Here is a 20822-nt window from a genome sequence, read left to right on the forward strand (position 1 = left end):
ACAAAATGGCAGACGTAAAATCATTAGCCGAAACATTAGTAGGCTTAACAGTAAAAGAAGTTCAGGAATTAGCTGATGTATTGAAAGCTGATTACGGTATTGAACCAGCTGCTGCTGCAGTTGTAGTTGCTGCTGGCGACGGCGGTGGAGCTGCTGCTGCTGAAGAGAAAACATCTTTCGATGTTGTACTCGTTAACGGTGGTGCAAGCAAACTGAACGTAGTTAAAATCGTGAAAGAGTTGACTGGTCTTGGACTGAAAGAAGCAAAAGACCTGGTTGACGGTGCTCCAAAACCAGTAAAAGAGGGTATCTCTAAAGCTGAAGCTGACGATATCGTTGCTAAGCTGAAAGAAGCTGGTGCTGAAGTAGAAGTGAAGTAATTTCACAAGCTGTTAAGCAAAAAATATAGCCGCTCCTGTTGGAGCGGCTTTTTTGTTTCTAGCTTCTAGCTGCCAGCTACTAGCAAAAGAGGTAGAAAATTAAATAGCAGTTTGGTTTCATTAGCTTGTAGCTAGAAGCTGGCAGCTAGTAGCCTATTTATTTCTTCCACTGTTTCTCCAGCATCTTAATAAAATATCCCCCCACCACACTTCTTGCCTGGAAACCTACCTGTTTGCCATCAGTTGTTTCATGCCAGTCGCTGAGCGGCACCCGACTGCTGGTTTCTATGGCATATTTATAAACCGGATTGATAAATGTTTTGAAGTCTTTCTCTTTATTGGCCAGAACAGAAGTCCATACAATCCAGTCGCTCTTGGTATACGTTTTACGGCTGTCTAAGGGTAAGCCATATTTGTTTTGTTTAGTAAGATAGTAGCTCACTTCTTTTTCATATACCGAAGCCGGGAAGAGGTTTAGGTTTAACAGTTTATCCCATACCAGGTTATACTTCTGGCTCCAGGTTCCTTTCTGGTCAAAAGCCAGTGTATAATGATCACCATCGTTTGCCATCTGCATCCATTTGAATGCATAGTCACGGGCAATTTTATTATATTTCTCAGCTTCTTCTTTTTTGCCGAGCTGTAAAGCCATTTGTGCGTATGCACCAATACCAACAATGGCTTTCATCGATAAATTGGTATTGCGTGCAAGATGGCCGGCGAAATCATCCGTACATAACTGGTTGGCAGGATCGAATCCATCTTTGTTTAAAAACTCTACCCACTGACTTAATAATGACCAGTGTTTTTTTGCAAACACTAATGATTTTTCTGCTTTACAGATGGCTGCGGTAAGAATGATCATATTGCCCGATTCTTCTACAGGCATATCTTCTCCATAAGTTTGACCATTCGCCAAAGGATATGTGCCAAGATCATGTGCAGGAAAAGGTTTGGTCCATTTACCTGATTCACTGTACTGCATAATGGGCTCTACCATACCTTTTAATAAAGCGGGATTATAAATTAAAGTAAGAGGCGCAGAAGGATAAGTTACATCAACGGTCCAGATAGAACCATTGCTGAAATTTTCTTTCTGCGGAAACAGGATTTCATCATTGGCTCCTCTTACGAGTTTGTGGGCCGCCAATGATTCCCGGTAAGCAAGTACACAAAGTCTTGCATAGTTTTCGCCACCGGCTTTTAATGCATCAGCATACAGTTGCTGATCGAAAAGGTTACAGCTTGCTTCAATGCTTTTAAATTCTTCCATCGATTTTTTTAGCATTTCTTCTGTAGAGCTATAATTCTTTTTCCACCAGGCTTTTAAATTTTCATTGAAATACTGAATGGAATAGAGATCATCATAAGCCAGTATCACGGTTTTGGAGACGGGAGCAACACTCACTTTGCCATAATCCATTGTAAGGTTACAGATAGCAGCTATATCAGTTTTTGATGCTGTATTGTTATGACTGATCGGATTGGGTGGCGATAAGCGTGTTCCTTTTTCCTCTGTTACAGCGAGATAGGCATAACCCCAGTCAATCCGTACATCATCACCTTTTCTTTTTAAAATTTCCTGTGCAGTAGTGCCTGTTGTTTGTATCAGTAATGAACCATATTTATTGATCTTGCTACTAACCGGCTGACTTATTTTGTTGCGGGCAATATCGGCACTGCTGTTAAAAAATATTTTTACATCGTGCTGCTTACCGTCGGTTGATTTTGTGTCAAAACTGATATAGCTGATGGGGCGGGAATAAATATCAAGATTGCTCATCAGGAGCGGAGATAAAAATTTCACACCAAGGTTGATGCCTTCACAACTAAACTGGTAATGTGTTTGGGTAGCCGTGATGTTGACAGCTATTTGTGTGGCCTGTGAAACCGGTTCATCAGGCAATTGGTTATACAGCCCTGCATCAATGATGCCCGGACCACCAGTATTCTCGCAATAAACGGCCAGGGTATTCTTGCCCACCTGTATCTTGTTGGCTATTTCTTTTGTCAGTTTTATTTCTTTATTGGAGGAGCAACAGCCTGCTTCATAAATTTTCTCGCCGTTCAGGAACACTTTAATATTATCGTCGTATTTGAGTGTTAGTATTAACTGATTGAAATTGGTTTCTGTAACTGTGAAGGTTCGGCGGAACCAGATTTCCTTGCTGTTCCATTCTGTGGTAGCATCCATGTTTTTAGAGCCAAACATGCCTTTGCCCGTTTGCCAGTTGTTATCATTGAAATCTCGCTCATGCCAGTTGGCAGCGGGTTTTGTTTCGGTAAACCTGCAATCAAAACCAGCGAGGTCGCTGTTCGCCAGAATGGGCTGCAGTTTCCGGGGAGCTGCGCCGAGAAATTTATACAGTTTATTATCTACCGAAATATAACCCAGGAGTGAATGATCGGCACCTGTCCAGTGTTTGGTGGTGCTCTCATTCAGTTGATCCGAAAAACTCCAGATGCTGAAATACGGGTCATGTGTAACCAGTGGATAGGCTGGTGCTTTTGAAACCTGGGCAAAAATGGATTGACTCATTGCAAAGGCAATGAACAGACAGTAAATTTTCTTCATGGCTTAAATAATCAAGGGTATATGATGTACTAAGATTCAATTTAGTAAAAATTGAACCAGGAAAGCCAGTATCATCATTTTCTAACAGATTTTTACTGACGAAACAATCGAATGGTATAATCAAGCAAGGCTTTGTCGCCGGGCTGCCCGTGCCCAGGGATGACGATTTTGATCCCCGGATACTGTTTTTTCACCGCTTCTACAGTGGGTGACCAAGCTTTTTCATTGGCATCGCCCAGATAACCTTTGTTGGCATCGAGTTCTTTAATGAGACAACCGCCAAAGAGTATCTGATCCGTTGGAAAATAACCCACGATATTATCTTTTGTATGCCCCTCACCAAAAAACCGGGCATACAGTTTTTCTCCTCCAACTGTTAAAACAAGCTGGTTGGTAAATCCATTGACAGGTACAGGATATTGTTGTGCTTTTGCTAAAGTGATCGTTGACTGATTGGCATAGGATGCAATATTGGATTGGTGGAATTCTTTTAAACCTCCCAGACAGTCCCCATGAAAATGGGTTGGTATGATGGCTTTGATGTTGCTTTTTGAATCAGTTTGTATCCAGTTAATTAATTCAGCCGTACTGGTATCATTGGCCGGGGTATCAAAAACAACTGCTTCTTTTTTGTTGAGTACAATCATGCCATTGCATGGTACTTTACCAAAACTGTTGGTGTACAGATAGCTGGTATGTACATAACAGTGTTTTGATAAACGGGTAATGATGAGCTGTGCAGACCGATATACCGTATCATCTGTTGAGATGCTGTTGGAAAAACATGTATCAGGAATGCAAAAGAGCATGATGATGGCCCAGCAAGAGATAGTTTTCATAGTTAGATTGATCATACTTTGTAAATATACAAAATCGCATCATTTGAATAATGAAGAGATAGCGTTAACCATTCGTAAAATGAATCGGAATGCAGGTAAAATGAAACTCGCATACTCATAAATTCACTTCAAGTAAAGTGTACTTCACGACAGCTTTAGCAGATCCGATTTTAATCGGATAAACCTACACTAGCTAATGAGGGAAGGGTATATTTAGTCGTAAATGTTAATAAAAAAATAGTTCACAAATTGTGAACTTCATAAAAAAATATATACCTTTGTTATGAAAGTACATTTGATAAGACGAGAAACAATTGATGCATATAAAATACAAAATGCACAAAGCAGGGTGTCATTTGATGAATGGTTTAGCAAACTAAAGTATGCAGATTGGCATGAGCCTGCCGATATGCAGCTTAGTTTCCGGAGTACAGATTTACTGGGTAAAGGATCGAACAGAGTTGTGTTTGATATTGGTGGGAATAAGTACAGGCTCATTGGCAAATATGCTTTTGGAGATACGCAGGTGCATCTTTTTATTTGCTGGATAGGTACGCATGCGGAATACAGTAAACTCTGCAAAACAGGAGAACAGTTCAGTATCAATAATTATTAAAAGATAGATCATGTCAACATTAAAATATAAAGTAATTACCAGTAAAACCCAGTACAAGGAATATTGCAATGTATTGGAAGAACTCGTGTTCTCTGGAGCAAAAGACAGAAACACCAAAGATGAAATTGCATTACTTACACTTCTTATCGAAAAATGGGATGCAGCTCATCTTTCATCTACTGATCTAGACCCTGTTCAATTATTGCAGTCTTTCATGAACGATCATCACCTGAAAGCAAAAGACATGGTCGATATATTGGGTATTAGTAAGGGTTATGTTTCTGATATCCTGCATTATAAAAAGGGGTTGTCAAAGGAAGTGATCAGAAAACTGGCTGAATATTTTAAAGTATCGCAGGGAGCGTTTAACCGGCCTTATGCGTTGGTGGTTCCGGTAAATGTTATGAAAAGTGTGCGTAAGAAGAGGGCAGTGGCGGTGTAGTATTATATTGCTATTACAGCAGTACGTGCGTTTCGTCACCCTGACGAGCATCTCGATCGCAGATCGTGAATTGCAAGGAAGGGTCTGTTTGTTAGTAATGAAACTGCAGTGTAAAATTAAATGCAGATACGGTGGCTGTCTGACACGAAGAGTCCTTAGGAAAACTTCACAGAACTTTTTGAAGACCCTACAGAGAAGAAAAATAATGAACGGGGAAGTAACTTTCCGACATTCCGATCTTCTGTCTTCCAAACTAATATGTAAACGGTTTGGTAATCCCCTAATAATTCCAAATATTTATCCAACTAAAACTTCGCTATGAAACAAATCATACCCGCACTTGCAGGAGTCGCTTTATTGTTTGCATCCTGTAAAAACAATGCAGACCAGTCAAGTTATTTCGATAAATCCGGCATGGATACAAGCATTCACCCCGGCGATAACTTCTTCATGTATGCCAATGGCGCCTGGATCAAAAACAGTGTGATACCAGATGACCAGAGCGGATGGGGTAGCTTTTATACCTTATATGATGAGAACCTGAAAAAACTCAGAACCATTTTAGATGAAGTCTCTGCAAAGACCAATCATAAAGCAGGAAGCCTCGAACAAAAAGTAGGCGATTTTTATGCGAGTGGTATGGATACCGTAGCCATTGAAAAAGCTGGTTACGATCCACTCAAACCTATGCTGGCCAAAATTGATGCGGTGAAAGATTATAAAGAACTGGTGAACCTGCTGGCAGAAAGTTACACGGAAGGAGATGGCGACCTGATTGGTATTTATATCGGCGCTGATGAACGAAACAGCAGTAAAAATATCCTGAGCTTATACCAGACAGGTATTAGTTTACCAGAGAAAGACTATTATACCAAAACAGATTCTACCACTGCAATGCAGCGTCAGAAATTTGTAGAGCATATCACTAATTATTTTGTCCTCACGGGTGTATCAAAAGAAACAGCCACCCAACAGGCGGCCGGTATACTGAAACTCGAAACAGAAATTGCCAAATCGCATCTGGCACCTGTTGAATTGCGTGATCCCATTCGCAATTACAATAAAATGTCGGTAAGGGATCTGGAGAAAATTTCACCTAATATTAGCTGGAGCAGCGCACTTCAGAAAATGGGGATTAAAACCGATAGTATTAATGTAAGTCAGCCCGCCTATTACAAAGCATTAAGTGCTCTGCTGGCAAGTCAACCGATTGATGTATGGAAAAGTAAAGTGCGTTATGATTATATCGCATCGAATGCTTCGCTGTTGAGTAAAGCTTTTGTTGATGAGCGTTTTTCGTTCAATAAATTATTCTCCGGTGCCAAAGTACAGGAAGACCGCTGGAAGAAAATGGTGAACATGGCTGATAACGGTTTGAAAGATTTATTGGGTCAGCTTTTTGTACAGAAATATTTTCCTGCTGATGCCAAAAAAAGAATGGATGAGCTGGTGAATAACCTTCAGACTGCTTTCAGCAAACGCATCAATGCTTTGGATTGGATGAGCGATACCACTAAACAAAAAGCACAGGAAAAACTGGCTGCTTTTATGAAGAAGATCGGTTATCCGGATAAGTGGAAATCATATGATGATGTTACCATTACACGAACTGCCTTCTACGATAACATGCGCAGCATCGCCAAACACGATTATAAAGAGAGCATTGCTAAAATTGGTCAGCCAGTAGATAAAACAGAATGGCAGATGACGGCACCAACCGTGAATGCCTATTACAATCCTACTTTCAATGAGATTGTTTTCCCGGCCGGTATTTTGCAGTTTCCTTTCTTTGAACTGAAAGCAGATGATGCGATCAACTATGGAGCGATAGGGATGGTGATTGGTCATGAAATAACACATGGTTTCGATGACCAGGGCCGTCAGTATGATGCACAGGGTAACCTCACCGACTGGTGGACGAAAACCGATGGCGAAAAGTTCAATGCTAAGGCCAAAGGGGTGGTTGAGCAGTACAATGCCTATACCGTATTAGATAGCTTACATGTAAACGGTGCGCTTACACTGGGAGAGAACCTGGCCGATATAGGCGGACTCGCCATTGCATTTGATGCATTTAAACTTACCAAACAGGGGCAGGGAACAGAAAAGATAGATGGCTTTACACCTGACCAGCGTTTCTTCCTGGGTTATGCACAGGTATGGCGACTGATTGATCGTCCGGAGAGTATGCGTACCCGTATTACTACCGACCCACATAGTCCGGAAGAGTTTCGTGTAAACGGACCACTGGCCAATTTTGAACCTTTCTATAAAGCTTTTGGGGTAACCGAGAAGAATAAACTCTACCGCCCGGCTGATCAGCGGGCGAGAATTTGGTAATTTTTTTTACCACAGAGTACCACAGAGTGTGGCACGGAGTTTCACTGAGGTTTTCTATTCTGCGACTAAGCGCTAGTAATTCAACCTCCGTGAAACTCCGTGTTTACCTCTGTGCAACTCTGTGGTTAACTTACTTTTCCCGTAAGATTACGGCGGGTGGTGGGATAGCTGTTCTGGCAATAGAGGGAAATCTAATATATTGATTACCATTTACTTACTCACTACTGACTACTCGCCACTCACTCCCCATTCACCATTTGCCTATAAATTTGTTTTTGCAATTGCCTGCCCATTTCTTACCTTTGCCATCCTTATTTTTGGGCCAATTAGCGGGTGGACATTTTTATCATTGACGTTTGAATGATGAATGAGCCGATTGTACGTTAAGAGAATCTCACCATTCTCCCCAAATTTTTATCGTATCAAAACCGGTTTTCATTTATATGTCTACAACAACATTGAACAACAGGGTCGGCTTCGGTAAAACTAAACATTTGGCTGATGCCCCTGACCTGCTCGACATCCAGTTAGAATCATTCAGAGAATTTTTTCAGTTAGAGACAACACCCGATAAACGTAATGTGGAGGGTTTGTTCCGTGTGTTCAAGGAAAACTTTCCTATCACCGACACGCGTAACATTTTCGTACTGGAGTTCCTGGATTATTTCATTGATCCGCCCCGTTATACACTTGATGAGTGTATGGAGCGTGGTCTTACTTACGCTGTGCCTTTAAAAGCAAAACTGCGTTTAAGTTGTAATGATGAAGAGCACGTAGATTTCCAGACCATCGTTCAGGATGTGTTCCTGGGTAATATTCCTTACATGACGCCCCGTGGTACTTTTGTAATCAACGGAGCTGAGCGTGTGGTAGTATCACAGTTACACCGTTCACCTGGTGTATTCTTTGGTCAGTCTGTACACCCCAACGGTACCAAAATTTATTCTGCCCGTGTCATTCCTTTCAAAGGAGCATGGATGGAGTTTGCTACCGATATCAATAACGTGATGTATGCCTACATCGATCGTAAGAAAAAGTTCCCTGTAACAACCCTGTTACGTTCTATTGGTTTTGAAACCGATAAGGATATCCTGGAACTCTTCGGTATGGCCGATGAGGTAAAAGCCGATAAGAAAACCCTTGCCAACCATGTTGGTAAAAAACTCGCTGCCCGCGTATTAAGAACATGGGTAGAAGATTTCGTGGATGAAGATACTGGTGAAGTTGTGAGCATTGAGCGTAACGAAATCGTAATGGAGCGTGATACTGTTTTAGATGAGGAAGCCATTGCTACCATCATCGAAATGGAAATCAAGAGCGTATTCATCCAGAAAGAAGATGTGGGTGGTGATTATGCGATCATCTACAATACTTTAAACAAGGATACTTCAAACAGCGAACTGGAAGCGGTACAACATATCTACCGCCAGTTACGTGGTGCTGATGCGCCTGATAATGAAACAGCGCGTGGTATCATCGACAAACTGTTCTTCTCAGACAAACGTTATGATCTGGGTGAAGTAGGCCGTTATAAAATTAACCGTAAACTGAATCTCGACTATCCGCTGACCAAGAAAGTATTGACCAAGCAGGATATCATTGAGATCATCAAATACCTGGTTCGTTTAACCAATGCGAAAGCAGAGATCGATGATATTGATCACCTGAGCAACCGTCGTGTTCGTACCGTAGGAGAGCAGCTCTATGCACAGTTTGGTGTAGGTCTGGCCCGTATGGCACGTACCATCCGTGAGCGTATGAACGTGCGCGATAACGAGGTATTTACACCGGTTGACCTGATCAATGCCAGAACACTGTCATCTGTAATCAATTCCTTCTTCGGAACCTCACAGTTGTCGCAGTTCCTTGATCAGACCAATCCATTGAGTGAGATCACCCACAAACGTCGTATTTCGGCACTCGGACCAGGTGGTCTGAGCCGTGAGCGTGCCGGTTTCGAGGTACGTGACGTACACTATTCTCACTATGGCCGTTTGTGTACCATTGAAACACCGGAAGGACCAAACATCGGTCTGATTTCGACCCTTTGTGTACACGCTTCTATTAACGATATGGGCTTTATTGAAACGCCTTATCGTAAAGTAGAGAACGGAAAAGTAAACATGAAAGAACTCACTTTCCTGAGTGCAGAAGAAGAAGATACTGCGAGAATCGCGCAGAGTAACTCTCCGCTGACTGAGAAAGGAGAATTTGCAGAAGATAAAGTTGTTTCCCGTCAAACAGGTGACTTCCCGATTTTAGATAAAGAGGATGTGGAATATATGGACGTAGCGCCCAACCAGATTGTAGGTCTGAGTGCTTCCCTGATTCCGTTCCTCGAACATGATGATGCCAACCGTGCGCTGATGGGATCAAACATGCAACGTCAGGCCGTACCATTGATCCGTCCGGAAGTGCCTATCGTAGGTACCGGTCTGGAAGGAAAAGCTGCCCGCGATGCACGTATCCAGATCCACGCAGATGGTAATGGTGTGGTGGAGTTTGTGGATGCCAACGAAATTCATGTTCGTTACGACAGAAATGATATCGACCGTCTGATCAGCTTTAATGATGATCTGCAGGTATATAAACTCACCAAATTCATCAAAACCAACCAGGCAACCTGTATCAACCTTCGTCCGGCCGTGAAGAAAGGACAGAAAGTGAAGAAGGGCGACTTCTTAACGGAAGGTTATGCAACCAAAGATGGTGAACTGGCATTGGGTCGTAACCTGCAGGTGGCATTCATGCCATGGAAAGGTTACAACTTTGAGGATGCGATTGTAATCAGTGAGAAAGTGGTTCGTGAAGATTTATTTACCTCGATCCACATTGATGAATATGAACTGGAAGTGCGTGATACCAAATTGGGTGAAGAAGAGCTGACACCAGATATTCCTAACGTATCTGAAGAAGCTACCAAAGACCTTGATGAACATGGTATCATCCGTATTGGTGCCACCATTAAAGAAGGAGATATTCTGATTGGTAAGATCACACCAAAAGGTGAATCTGATCCTACACCGGAAGAGAAACTCTTACGTGCCATCTTTGGTGATAAAGCAGGTGATGCAAAAGATGCTTCACTGAAAGCGCCAAACGGTACAGAAGGTGTGGTGATTGATAAAAAACTGTTCCAGCGTGCGAAGAAAGACAAGAATGGTAAGATCCGTGAGAAAGCACTGTTGGAGAAAGTAGAAAAAGTACACCAGCAGAATACAGAATCTATCAAAGAACTGTTACTGGATAAACTGCAGACTTTGCTGAAAGACAAAGCATCTACAGGTGTTAGCAACAACTTCGGTGAAATGTTGATTGGTAAAGGTGCCAAGTTCAATCAAAAGAACCTGAGTACCATCGATTACCAGAATGTAAACCCATTGGGTTGGACTGGTGATGCGAAAACCGATGATCAGATCAATACCTTATTGCACAATTACAGCATCCGTTACAATGAAGAACTCGGACGTTACAAACGTGAGAAGTTCAACATTTCAATCGGTGATGAGTTACCAGCAGGTGTATTGAAACTCGCTAAAGTTTACCTCGCTGTAAAACGTAAGTTGAAAGTGGGTGATAAGATGGCGGGTCGTCACGGAAACAAAGGTATCGTTGCGAAGATTGTACGTGCAGAAGATATGCCTTTCATGGACGATGGTACACCGGTTGATATTGTACTGAATCCATTGGGGGTACCTTCAAGGATGAACCTGGGTCAGATTTATGAAACCATCCTCGGATGGACCGGTAAACGCCTGGGTGTGAAATTTGCAACACCAATCTTTGATGGTGCAAGCACCGATGAGATTGAGCAGTATTGTAAAGATGCCAGCATTCCAAGAAACGGGCATACTTACCTGTTTGATGGTGAAACAGGAGAACGTTTCCACCAGAAAGCAACTGTGGGTGTGATCTACATGATCAAACTGCACCACATGGTTGATGATAAGATGCACGCACGTTCTATCGGACCATACAGCTTGATTACCCAGCAGCCGTTGGGTGGTAAGGCTCAGTTTGGTGGACAGCGTTTTGGTGAGATGGAGGTATGGGCACTGGAAGCATATGGTGCGGCCAACATCCTGCAGGAATTGCTGACGCTGAAGTCTGATGATATCATCGGAAGGGCGAAGACCTATGAAGCCATCGTGAAGGGAGATAATATCCCACGCGCCGGTGTACCTGAATCGTTCAATGTATTGGTACATGAACTGAGAGGTTTGGGTCTTGACCTGAAATTTGAATAAGAGAAATTAGCAGCTACTAGCTGCTAGCTTTTGCGAATACTAATCTTTTTTAAAATTTAAATACAGCTAGTAGCTAGCAGCTAATAGCTAGAAGCTTAAAAATATGGCCATTAAAAGAGACAATCGCCCTAGACCAACCTTCTCCCAGATCACGATCAGTCTGGCATCGCCGGACAGTATCCTGGAAAGAAGTTTTGGCGAAGTACTGAAGCCTGAAACCATTAACTACCGTACATACAAACCAGAACGTGATGGGTTGTTCTGTGAAAGGATTTTCGGTCCTGTAAAGGATTACGAATGTGCCTGCGGTAAGTATAAACGTATCCGTTACAAAGGCATCGTGTGCGACCGCTGCGGTGTGGAAGTAACAGAGAAAAAAGTTCGTCGTGAACGCATGGGACACATCAAACTGGTGGTTCCTGTTGTACATATCTGGTATTTCAAAAGCTTACCCAACAAGATTGGTTATTTGTTAGGTATGAGCTCTAAGAAATTAGAGACCATCATCTATTATGAAAGATTTGTGGTAATACAGGGTGGTGTGAAGGAAAACCTGAACATGGGTGATCTGCTCACAGAAGAAGAGTACCTGGATATCCTGGATAATTTGCCAAAAGATAACCAGTACCTGCCCGATGATGACCCACAAAAATTCATCGCCAAAATGGGTGCTGAAGCTGTTCATGCATTGCTGGAAAGAATAGACCTCGATGGTCTGAGCTTCTCTCTGCGTAATGCCGCAGCTACTGAAACATCACAGCAACGTAAAGCAGATGCCTTAAAGCGTCTGAGCGTAGTGGAATCATTCCGCGATGCAAGCACCAGAATCACCAACCGTCCAGAGTGGATGGTGATGCAATATATTCCCGTTATTCCACCAGAACTGCGTCCGTTGGTTCCTTTGGATGGCGGTCGTTTTGCGAGTTCAGATCTGAATGATCTGTACCGTCGTGTGATCATCCGTAACAACCGTCTGAAAAGACTGTTGGAGATCAAAGCACCGGAAGTGATCCTGCGTAACGAAAAACGTATGTTGCAGGAAGCCATCGATTCACTCTTCGATAACAGCCGTAAATCAAATGCGGTGAAAGCAGAAGGTGGTCGTGCACTGAAATCACTCTCAGATGTACTGAAAGGTAAACAAGGTCGTTTCCGTCAGAACCTCTTGGGTAAACGTGTGGATTATTCTGGTCGTTCGGTTATCGTGGTAGGTCCTGAACTGAAAATGCATGAATGTGGTCTGCCAAAAGATATGGCGGCAGAACTGTTCAAACCATTTGTGATCCGTAAACTGATTGAAAGAGGTATCGTGAAAACAGTGAAGTCGGCCAAGAAACTGGTTGACCGTAAAGAAGCTGTGATCTGGGATATTCTGGAAAATATTCTGAAAGGACACCCTGTATTGCTTAACCGTGCCCCAACACTGCACCGTTTGTCGATCCAGGCCTTCCAGCCAAAATTAGTAGAAGGTAAAGCCATTCAACTGCACCCTCTCGTAACTTCAGCGTTCAACGCCGATTTCGATGGTGACCAGATGGCGGTACACGTGCCTTTGAGCAATGCCGCAGTACTGGAAGCTCAGTTGCTGATGCTTTCTTCACACAATATTCTTAACCCACAGAATGGTACACCTATCACCCTGCCTTCTCAGGACATGGTACTGGGTCTGTACTATATTACCAAGGGTAAGAAAACAACAGAAACAGAAATCGTAAGAGGAGAGGGCAAGGCTTTCTATAGTATGGATGAAGTGATCATCGCTTACAACGAACAGGTGGTTGATCTGCATGCCAATATTAAAGTGAAAGTAAATGTGCGTGAAAGCGGTAAACTGGTGAAAAAACTGATCGACACAACTGTTGGTCGCGTATTGTTCAACCAGCATGTACCTGTTGAAGTAGGATATATCAATGCATTGCTTACCAAGAAAAGCCTGAGAGAAATCATCGGTGATATCATTAAGATCACTGATGTGCCTAAGACAGCTAAATTCCTCGATGATATCAAAACACTCGGTTTCCGTATGGCCTTCCGTGGTGGTTTGTCATTCAACGTGAACGATCTGATCGTTCCTGATATGAGGAATGAACTGCTGGAGAATGCAAAAGTGGAAGTAGAAGAAGTATGGGAAAACTATAACATGGGTCTGATCACCAATAACGAACGTTATAACCAGGTGATCGATATCTGGAGCCGTGTGGATACACGTATCACAGAAACCCTGATCCGCGAAATGCAGAATGATAAACAAGGGTTTAACTCTGTTTACATGATGCTTGATTCCGGAGCCCGTGGTAGTAAAACACAGGTAAAACAGTTGGTAGGTATTCGTGGTCTGATGGCGAAACCGCGTAAGAGTGGTAGTACAGGAAGCGAGGTAATTGAAAACCCGATCCTGTCAAACTTCAAAAGCGGTCTGAACGTATTGGATTACTTTATCTCTACCCACGGTGCGCGTAAAGGTCTGGCGGATACGGCCCTTAAAACAGCCGATGCCGGTTACCTGACCCGTCGTCTGGTAGACGTATCACAGGATGTGGTCATTTCTGAAGAAGATTGCGGCACATTGCGTGGTATTGCTACAACAGCATTAAAAGATAATGAAGACATCATTGAACCACTGGCAGATAGAATTGAAGGACGTACTTCATTACACAATGTCTATCATCCGGTAACGGAAGAACTGATCATTGTGGCAGGTGAAGAAATTTCGTCTGAAGATGCAAAAGCCATTGAAGATGCAGGTATTGAAACCGTAGAGATCCGCTCTGTACTCACTTGCGAAAGCAAACGTGGTGTGTGTGTGAAATGCTATGGTAAAAACCTGGCAACAGGTTACATCACACAGAGAGGTGATGCTGTGGGTATTATCGCTGCACAATCAATCGGTGAGCCTGGTACACAGCTTACACTGCGTACCTTCCACGTGGGTGGTGTTGCAGGTTCTGCTTCAGTAGAATCTGGTCTGGCAGCTAAATTCGACGGTACTATCCAATTCGATGGTCTGCGTACTGTAGATACCCTGAACAATGAAGGTGATAAAGTAAAACTCGTTATTGGTCGTACCGGTGAGGTAAGGATCATGGACGTGAAGAACGACCGCCTCATGATCACCAACAACGTACCTTATGGTGCCACGCTGAACGTGAAAGACGGACAGCAGGTGAAGAAAGGAGATATGATTTGTACATGGGATCCGTTCAACAACGTAATCGTTGCAGAACAGAACGGTACCATCAAATTTGAAAATGTACTCGATGGTATCACTTACCGTGATGAAGCTGATGAACAAACAGGTCACCGCGAGAAAGTGGTTATTGAAACCAAAGACAAAACCAAAATTCCTACTATCATCGTAGAAGGAAAAGAAATCAAACAATACAACTTACCTGTAGGTTCACACATTGCTGTAGAAGAAGGTGATGACGTGAAAGCGGGTCAGGTAATGGTGAAGATTCCACGTATCCTCGGTAAGCTGAGAGATATCACCGGAGGTCTGCCTCGTGTAACTGAATTGTTTGAAGCACGTAACCCGGGTAACCCTGCAATTGTGTGTGAGATTGATGGTGTGGTTGCATTTGGTAACGTAAAACGTGGTAACAGAGAGATCATCGTAGAATCGAAAGATGGTATGGTGAAGAAATACCTGGTTCCATTGACACGTCAGATCCTGGTACAGGATGGCGACTTTGTGAAAGCAGGTACACCAATGTCTGACGGACAAATTGCACCAGCCGATATCCTCGCTATTAAAGGTCCATTCGCTGTACAGGAGTACGTAGTGAATGAGATCCAGGAAGTATATCGTTTGCAGGGTGTAAAGATCAATGACAAACATATTGAAGTGATCGTACGCCAGATGATGAAGAAAGTAGAAATTGTAGATGCAGGCGATACCAAATTCTTAGAGGAGGATCTGGAAGACCGTTTCGACTTTATCGAAGAGAACGACAGGATCTACGACAAGAAAGTTGTAACCGATGCAGGAGAAAGCACCAAACTGAAAGCGGGTCAGATTATCACCCTGCGTGAGTTGAGAGAAGAAAACTCAATTCTCCGCAGATCTGATAGAAAACTCGTGGAAGTACGTGATGCAAAACCTGCCACTGCCACACCGGTATTGCTGGGTATTACCAAAGCATCGCTGGGCGTACAAAGCTGGATTTCTGCTGCTTCGTTCCAGGAAACAACCAAAGTATTGAGCCAGGCTGCTATACAGGGTAAGACCGATGCTATGCTGGGTCTGAAAGAGAACGTGATCACTGGTCACCTCATCCCTGCAGGTTCCGGACAGAAAGAGTTCGAGAACATGATTGTAGGTAGTAAGGAAGAATACGAAGTGCTGGCAACCACACGCGAAGCGATGAGCTTTGATGATGATGAGTAAGCATCCGTAATGGAAGGAATAAATGTTAAAAGTAGGAAGTGAAAACTTCCTACTTTTTTTCAGGTACACACCCTGTTACTTATACAGGATTTTTGTATGCTGATATTTATTGTTAATCTTGTCATCCGGGGAAAGAACCGGGATAAAAGCGTTTAATTTTATTACCTAAATTTAGTTCATGAAAAATTTTACGATCGGATTAAATATTGCTTTAGTCATTGCGGTGGCTGTATTGTTTTACCTGCAGTTCTCATCTGGTGGAAATGGTAAAACAGGTGTGTCAACTGGTACCAAAGAAGTACCACAGGGTAACTTTAAAATTGCATATTTCGAGATCGATTCTATTGAAGCACATTTTACTTACTACAAAGAAGTAAGTAATTCTATCCAGGCAAAAGCCCAGGAGAATGGCAAACAACTAAATCAGTTAAAAGAAGCATTCGCAGCCAAGTACCAGGAATTACAACGTACTGCACAAACTATGACGCAGGCGGAAGTAAATAACAAGCAACAGGAGCTCATGCAGATGGAGAAAACCTACAACAGCAAGGAGCAGATGATGAACAATGAGATGCAGGACGAGAGCATGAAGAAAATGCTGGATGTGCGTCAGCGAATCAGCGATTACCTGAAAGAATACAATGTGTCGAAAGGATATGCATTCATCGTAGGAAATAATTCAGAATCACTGGCTTTTTACTATAAGGATTCAGCATATGATATCACAGCAGATGTGATTAAGGGGTTGAATGAGAAGTATAAGAAGAAGCAGTAGCAGCAAAAGCTACTAGCTTCGAGCTTTGAGCTTTGAGCTTTGAGCTTTGAGCTTTGAGCTTTGAGCTTTGAGCTTTGAGCTTTGATAAAAAATAGCATACAAGTTAATTTTTTTTGAGACGCATGGATAAAATCCATGCGTTTTTTTTTACACCTGGCCCTCACTAAAAAGCGTACCAGATGGACTTTCGTTGAGGTCTTTTAAAAATATGAACTATTGGCTAGCAGCTAGCGGCTCGAAGCTCGTAGCTCAAAGCTCACAGCTTGCTGCTTGCAGCATTTTTTCCTTATCTTGAACCCCTAACTACGCAACCATATGAGTAATACGAACCCTTCGTTTAAACCTACCCTGAGTTTATTTGATGCCACCATGATTGTAGCCGGGGGCATGATCGGATCGGGAATTTTTATTGTAAGTGCGGATATCACCAGGAATGTGGGAAGCGCCGGATGGCTGGTGCTGGTATGGCTGATTACCGGTTTTATGACCATCACTGCAGCCGTGAGTTATGGTGAACTGAGTGCCATGTATCCAAAAGCAGGCGGACAATATGTATACCTGAAGGAAGCGTATAATTCGCTCGTGGGATTTCTTTTCGGCTGGAGCTTTTTCTCCGTAATTCAAACAGCAACCATTGCGGCCGTAGGTGTAGCATTCAGCAGGTTTACCGCTTACCTCATACCTTCTGTGAGTGAACAAAATATTATTGCTGATCTGGGTTTCATCAAAATTTCTGCAGCACAATTGCTGGCCATAGCCATGATTGTCTTTCTCACCTATACCAATACCCGTGGGGTAAAAGGGGGTAAAATTATTCAAAGCACATTTACGGTTACCAAATTGATATCCCTGTTCGGCTTAATTGTATTTGGGTTCCTGCTGACTAAACAAAGTTTCTGGTCCGAGAACTGGCAGACTGGTTTATCAGCTATGCAGGATATGGGGGCAAAAGATGCGGCCGGCGCATTACAACCCACCGGCTGGCAACCTATTTCAGGAGCCGTATTAATTGGAGCCGTAGCCGCCGCCATGGTGGGCTCTATCTTCAGCAGCGACTCCTGGAACAACGTAACTTTTATTGCGGGCGAAATCAAAAACCCGCAACGTAATATTGGGCTTAGCCTTTTCCTGGGTACACTGATTGTAACACTCATTTATATTACAGCCAACCTGATGTACCTCCATGTTTTGCCATTGCAATCCATCGCTTTTGCTGAAAACGACAGGGTAGCAGTAACTGCTGCCAATGAAATATTCGGTAATGCCGGTACCATTGTAATCGCTGTCATGATCATGATTTCCACTTTTGGTTGTAACAATGGTCTTATCCTCGCCGGTGCCCGTGTCTATTATACCATGGCACAGGATGGATTGTTCTTTAAAAAAACAGGAGAGCTGAATAAAAATTCCGTACCCGCTTATGCGTTATGGATCCAGTGCCTGGTGGCTTCGCTCTTATGTTTAAGCGGCAAATACGGTGATCTGCTGACCATGGTATCTTTTGTGGTGGTGATTTTTTATGTACTCACCATCATCGGCATTTTTATACTCCGTAAAAAACAACCCGATCTGCCAAGACCATACAAAGCCTTTGGTTATCCAGTATTACCCATCATCTATATCATACTGGCCTCATTATTTTGTGTAGGACTGGTATGGTCTTCTCCCACTTATTCATTATGGGGATTGGCCATTACGCTGATTGGTATTCCTTTGTATTATCTTGCAGTCCGAAATAAGAAACAGGAAGCCTGATGAATTTTGAACAGCTTTTTGCAGATTTTAAGCATACACGTGTTGCCATTCTCGGCGATGTAATGCTCGATACCTATTGGTGGGGTTCGGTAGATCGTATATCGCCGGAAGCACCTGTGCCCGTTGTGGCATTAAAACGAAAGGAATTGCGTGTAGGTGGTGCAGCTAATGTAGCACTCAATACTGCTTCACTGGGTGCCAAAACAACCATGATATCAGTGATTGGTGCAGATGCTGATGGAGAAGCATTGCTGCAACTTTTGCAGGAAAAAAATATTGATACACAATACATCAAACCAGCAGCCAACAGGGTAACCACCAATAAAACCCGTGTGATGAGTCGTAATCAACAGATGATGCGGCTGGATGCAGAAATGACGACTGATATTGATACAGCAACAGAAGATGTATTACTGGAACAGGTAAAACTTTGTATTGAAACACAGAAGCCTCAGATACTCATACTGGAAGATTATAATAAAGGAGTGCTTACACCGCGTGTCATTCATCAAGTGATTGCCTTATGTAAAGAAAAAAATGTAATCACGGCTGTTGATCCCAAGAAAAAGAATTTCCTGGCCTACCAGGGTGTTACCATCTTTAAGCCCAACCTCAAAGAAGTAAAAGAAGGATTGAATTTACTGGTAGATACGATTGATCTTTCGTCGTTGAAACAGATTCATGAAACATTACAGCAGCACTTACAGCACCAGGTCTCACTAATTACTTTATCGGAGAAAGGAGTATTCTATCAGGATCAAACATCGCACCGCATCATCCCTACGCATATCCGTAATATCGCCGATGTAAGTGGGGCAGGAGATACTGTTATTGCGGTAACCTCATTATGTTATGCAGCAACAAAAGACATGCACCTTGCCGCCGAAATGGCCAATATTGCAGGCGGTCTTGTTTGCGAAGAAGTAGGTACGGCAGCCATTAATAAAGAAAGATTATTGCAGGAATGTGAGCTGTTGCTTGGTAGTTAATAGTTAATAGTCAATAGTCAATAGTGAGTAGTGAGTAGGGGAATGCACCTTTTACTACTTTGTTTACTCACTATTGACTACTCACTACTCAAATACTTTCTCTCCCTCTCCCTGCCATTGCATTATTCAAAAAAATAATCTATCTTACTGTTTTGATGATGTAGTCTATGCCTGCTTACCAAAAACTCCAATATCGGCAAGGCTTTCGGGAGAATCCTGATAAGGCTTTGCGCTCTGTACATTCAGTAGGGAAATCTCTCCCTGCAGTAAGCCCTTATTCTCAGGCGGCTATATCACCAAATACGGCACCCATTCAAATGTATAAGGAAGACAAGGGTTATAAAATCTCCGATAATAACCAGTTTGCTGTATTTAATGAAGGACAGCCCGATAGCAAAATGTATGCTACCAAACATGCAAAACCAGCAAAACTGAAAGAAGAGGTAGTTTCGTTTAATATGGTTGATACCGCTGACTATCCGCAGGAATATGGTATGCAGGAAGTGGTGCCTGATAAAAGAATGTCACCCGAAGAAATAAAGGCCATTCATTGCGGCCCCTTCTCCAGAAAAGCCACAGGCAGACAAGAGGAAGTGGAAAATGAAAATGCACCGCCGGGTAGAAGTCTTTATGTAAACGATTTTCGCTGGAGTGAGCCCAAAGGTCTTAAGGAGGATAATCCGAGCAGGGGTACATGGGAAAATCATTATGCGCCGGTTATTCTACAGGATGGAGATGACAGAGGTACTTTCGAAACGGCAGTGCATGTAGATCATGCTTATTTTGGCATTTATGGCAGTAAAAGAGGCCAGACATTCCGTTTAAAAACAGTGATGGCTGATATTGAATTGTCTGTAAAGCGCGGACTACTGGCGCGTGATGTTGCAGACAAACTGAAACAGGGTATTAATAATTATATCAAAAATGATCCTGTTGGAACAGACGATACATACCTTACACAGGAGATAGCAAAAATTGAGCAGATCAGTACCAGTAATCCCGATATAGATAAGCCTTTCAGGGAAAGAGAAGAAAAAAGCCGGCAGTTTGAACAAAAACAAAACGCTTTCTGGAAACTGGTAGAAACAGGTGATACAGAAGAAATATGGTCCCGCATTAAAGAAGAGGATAATCTGCGTTTTGCTCTTACATTCATGGCCACTTTCAGTCAAAAAGCCAAACGCGAAGGGAAACCTGATGTTGATAAAAAAATACAGGACTGTATAAAAAGAATTAATAAAGCATTAGAGGATGAATCGGAAACCCATAATGCAGGTAATTCAGGTATCGGAATAGCTACTGTGGGTGTGGGGATGGTTGCCGCCGCCGGAATTGCATATGGTATATTAAGTCTCCTGAAGCACAAAGGATATATTAAGTAGGGTACGAGTGAAAGTTGCTCACTACTCACTATTCACCATTTCCCCCTCTTCTTTAAAACCTATCTAACAAATCATCCAAACAATTCGATTTTATC

12 protein-coding genes are annotated in these 20822 nt (G+C 42.7%); 10 read left to right on the forward strand and 2 right to left on the reverse strand.

Annotated elements, in window-relative coordinates; genetic code table 11:
• Positions 1–5 precede the first annotated feature (5 nt).
• The gene (gene rplL / locus ACH3Z1_RS14920) at positions 6–380 is read left to right on the forward strand and encodes a 50S ribosomal protein L7/L12 (RefSeq protein WP_490822783.1); all 375 of its coding nucleotides are present in this window, start codon (positions 6–8) and stop codon (positions 378–380) included.
• Positions 381–537: 157 nt separating this feature from the next.
• Here rplL and ACH3Z1_RS14925 read toward each other — a convergent pair whose 3' ends face one another.
• Both ACH3Z1_RS14925 and bla read right to left on the reverse strand, forming a co-directional pair.
• Positions 538–2955, reverse strand: coding sequence for a glutaminase family protein (locus ACH3Z1_RS14925; protein WP_490822784.1), 2418 nt, complete (start codon positions 2953–2955; stop codon positions 538–540).
• 92 nt (positions 2956–3047) lie between these two features.
• The gene (gene bla, locus ACH3Z1_RS14930; protein WP_490822785.1) at positions 3048–3794 is read right to left on the reverse strand and encodes a subclass B1 metallo-beta-lactamase; all 747 of its coding nucleotides are present in this window, start codon (positions 3792–3794) and stop codon (positions 3048–3050) included.
• Between the two features lie 283 nt (positions 3795–4077).
• Between bla and ACH3Z1_RS14935 the strand changes: the two genes are divergently transcribed.
• From ACH3Z1_RS14935 to ACH3Z1_RS14975, 9 genes are all read left to right on the forward strand, one after another.
• Positions 4078–4410: a type II toxin-antitoxin system HigB family toxin gene (locus ACH3Z1_RS14935; RefSeq protein ID WP_490822786.1), complete on the forward strand. Its 333-nt coding sequence runs from the start codon at positions 4078–4080 to the stop codon at positions 4408–4410.
• A gap of 10 nt (positions 4411–4420) precedes the next feature.
• On the forward strand, positions 4421–4852 hold the full coding sequence (locus tag ACH3Z1_RS14940; RefSeq protein WP_490822787.1) for a helix-turn-helix domain-containing protein: 432 nt from the start codon (positions 4421–4423) through the stop codon (positions 4850–4852).
• Positions 4853–5170: 318 nt separating this feature from the next.
• Positions 5171–7192 (forward strand): M13 family metallopeptidase, encoded by a 2022-nt coding sequence (locus tag ACH3Z1_RS14945; RefSeq protein WP_490822788.1) that lies wholly within the window; start codon positions 5171–5173, stop codon positions 7190–7192.
• A gap of 443 nt (positions 7193–7635) precedes the next feature.
• Complete coding sequence (gene rpoB / locus ACH3Z1_RS14950) at positions 7636–11439, forward strand: DNA-directed RNA polymerase subunit beta (RefSeq protein WP_490822789.1); 3804 nt, start codon at positions 7636–7638, stop codon at positions 11437–11439.
• Positions 11440–11542: 103 nt separating this feature from the next.
• Positions 11543–15826 carry a DNA-directed RNA polymerase subunit beta' gene (gene rpoC, locus ACH3Z1_RS14955; protein ID WP_490822790.1) on the forward strand — a complete coding sequence of 1428 codons (4284 nt, stop codon included), beginning with the start codon at positions 11543–11545 and terminating at the stop codon, positions 15824–15826.
• 178 nt (positions 15827–16004) lie between these two features.
• Complete coding sequence (locus tag ACH3Z1_RS14960) at positions 16005–16601, forward strand: OmpH/Skp family outer membrane protein (protein ID WP_490822791.1); 597 nt, start codon at positions 16005–16007, stop codon at positions 16599–16601.
• A 315-nt stretch (positions 16602–16916) separates the two neighbouring features.
• Positions 16917–18356, forward strand: a complete 1440-nt coding sequence (locus tag ACH3Z1_RS14965) for an APC family permease (RefSeq protein WP_490822792.1) — start codon at positions 16917–16919, stop codon at positions 18354–18356.
• Positions 18356–19345, forward strand: coding sequence for a bifunctional heptose 7-phosphate kinase/heptose 1-phosphate adenyltransferase (locus tag ACH3Z1_RS14970; protein WP_490822793.1), 990 nt, complete (start codon positions 18356–18358; stop codon positions 19343–19345). Before ACH3Z1_RS14965 ends, ACH3Z1_RS14970 begins: the two co-directional genes overlap by 1 nt.
• Before the next feature lie 317 nt (positions 19346–19662).
• Entirely contained in the window at positions 19663–20727 is a 1065-nt protein-coding gene (locus tag ACH3Z1_RS14975) for a hypothetical protein (RefSeq protein WP_490822794.1), read from the forward strand.
• Positions 20728–20822 lie beyond the last annotated feature (95 nt).

It is taken from the genome of Sediminibacterium sp. FW305-C-49, assembly GCF_058231085.1.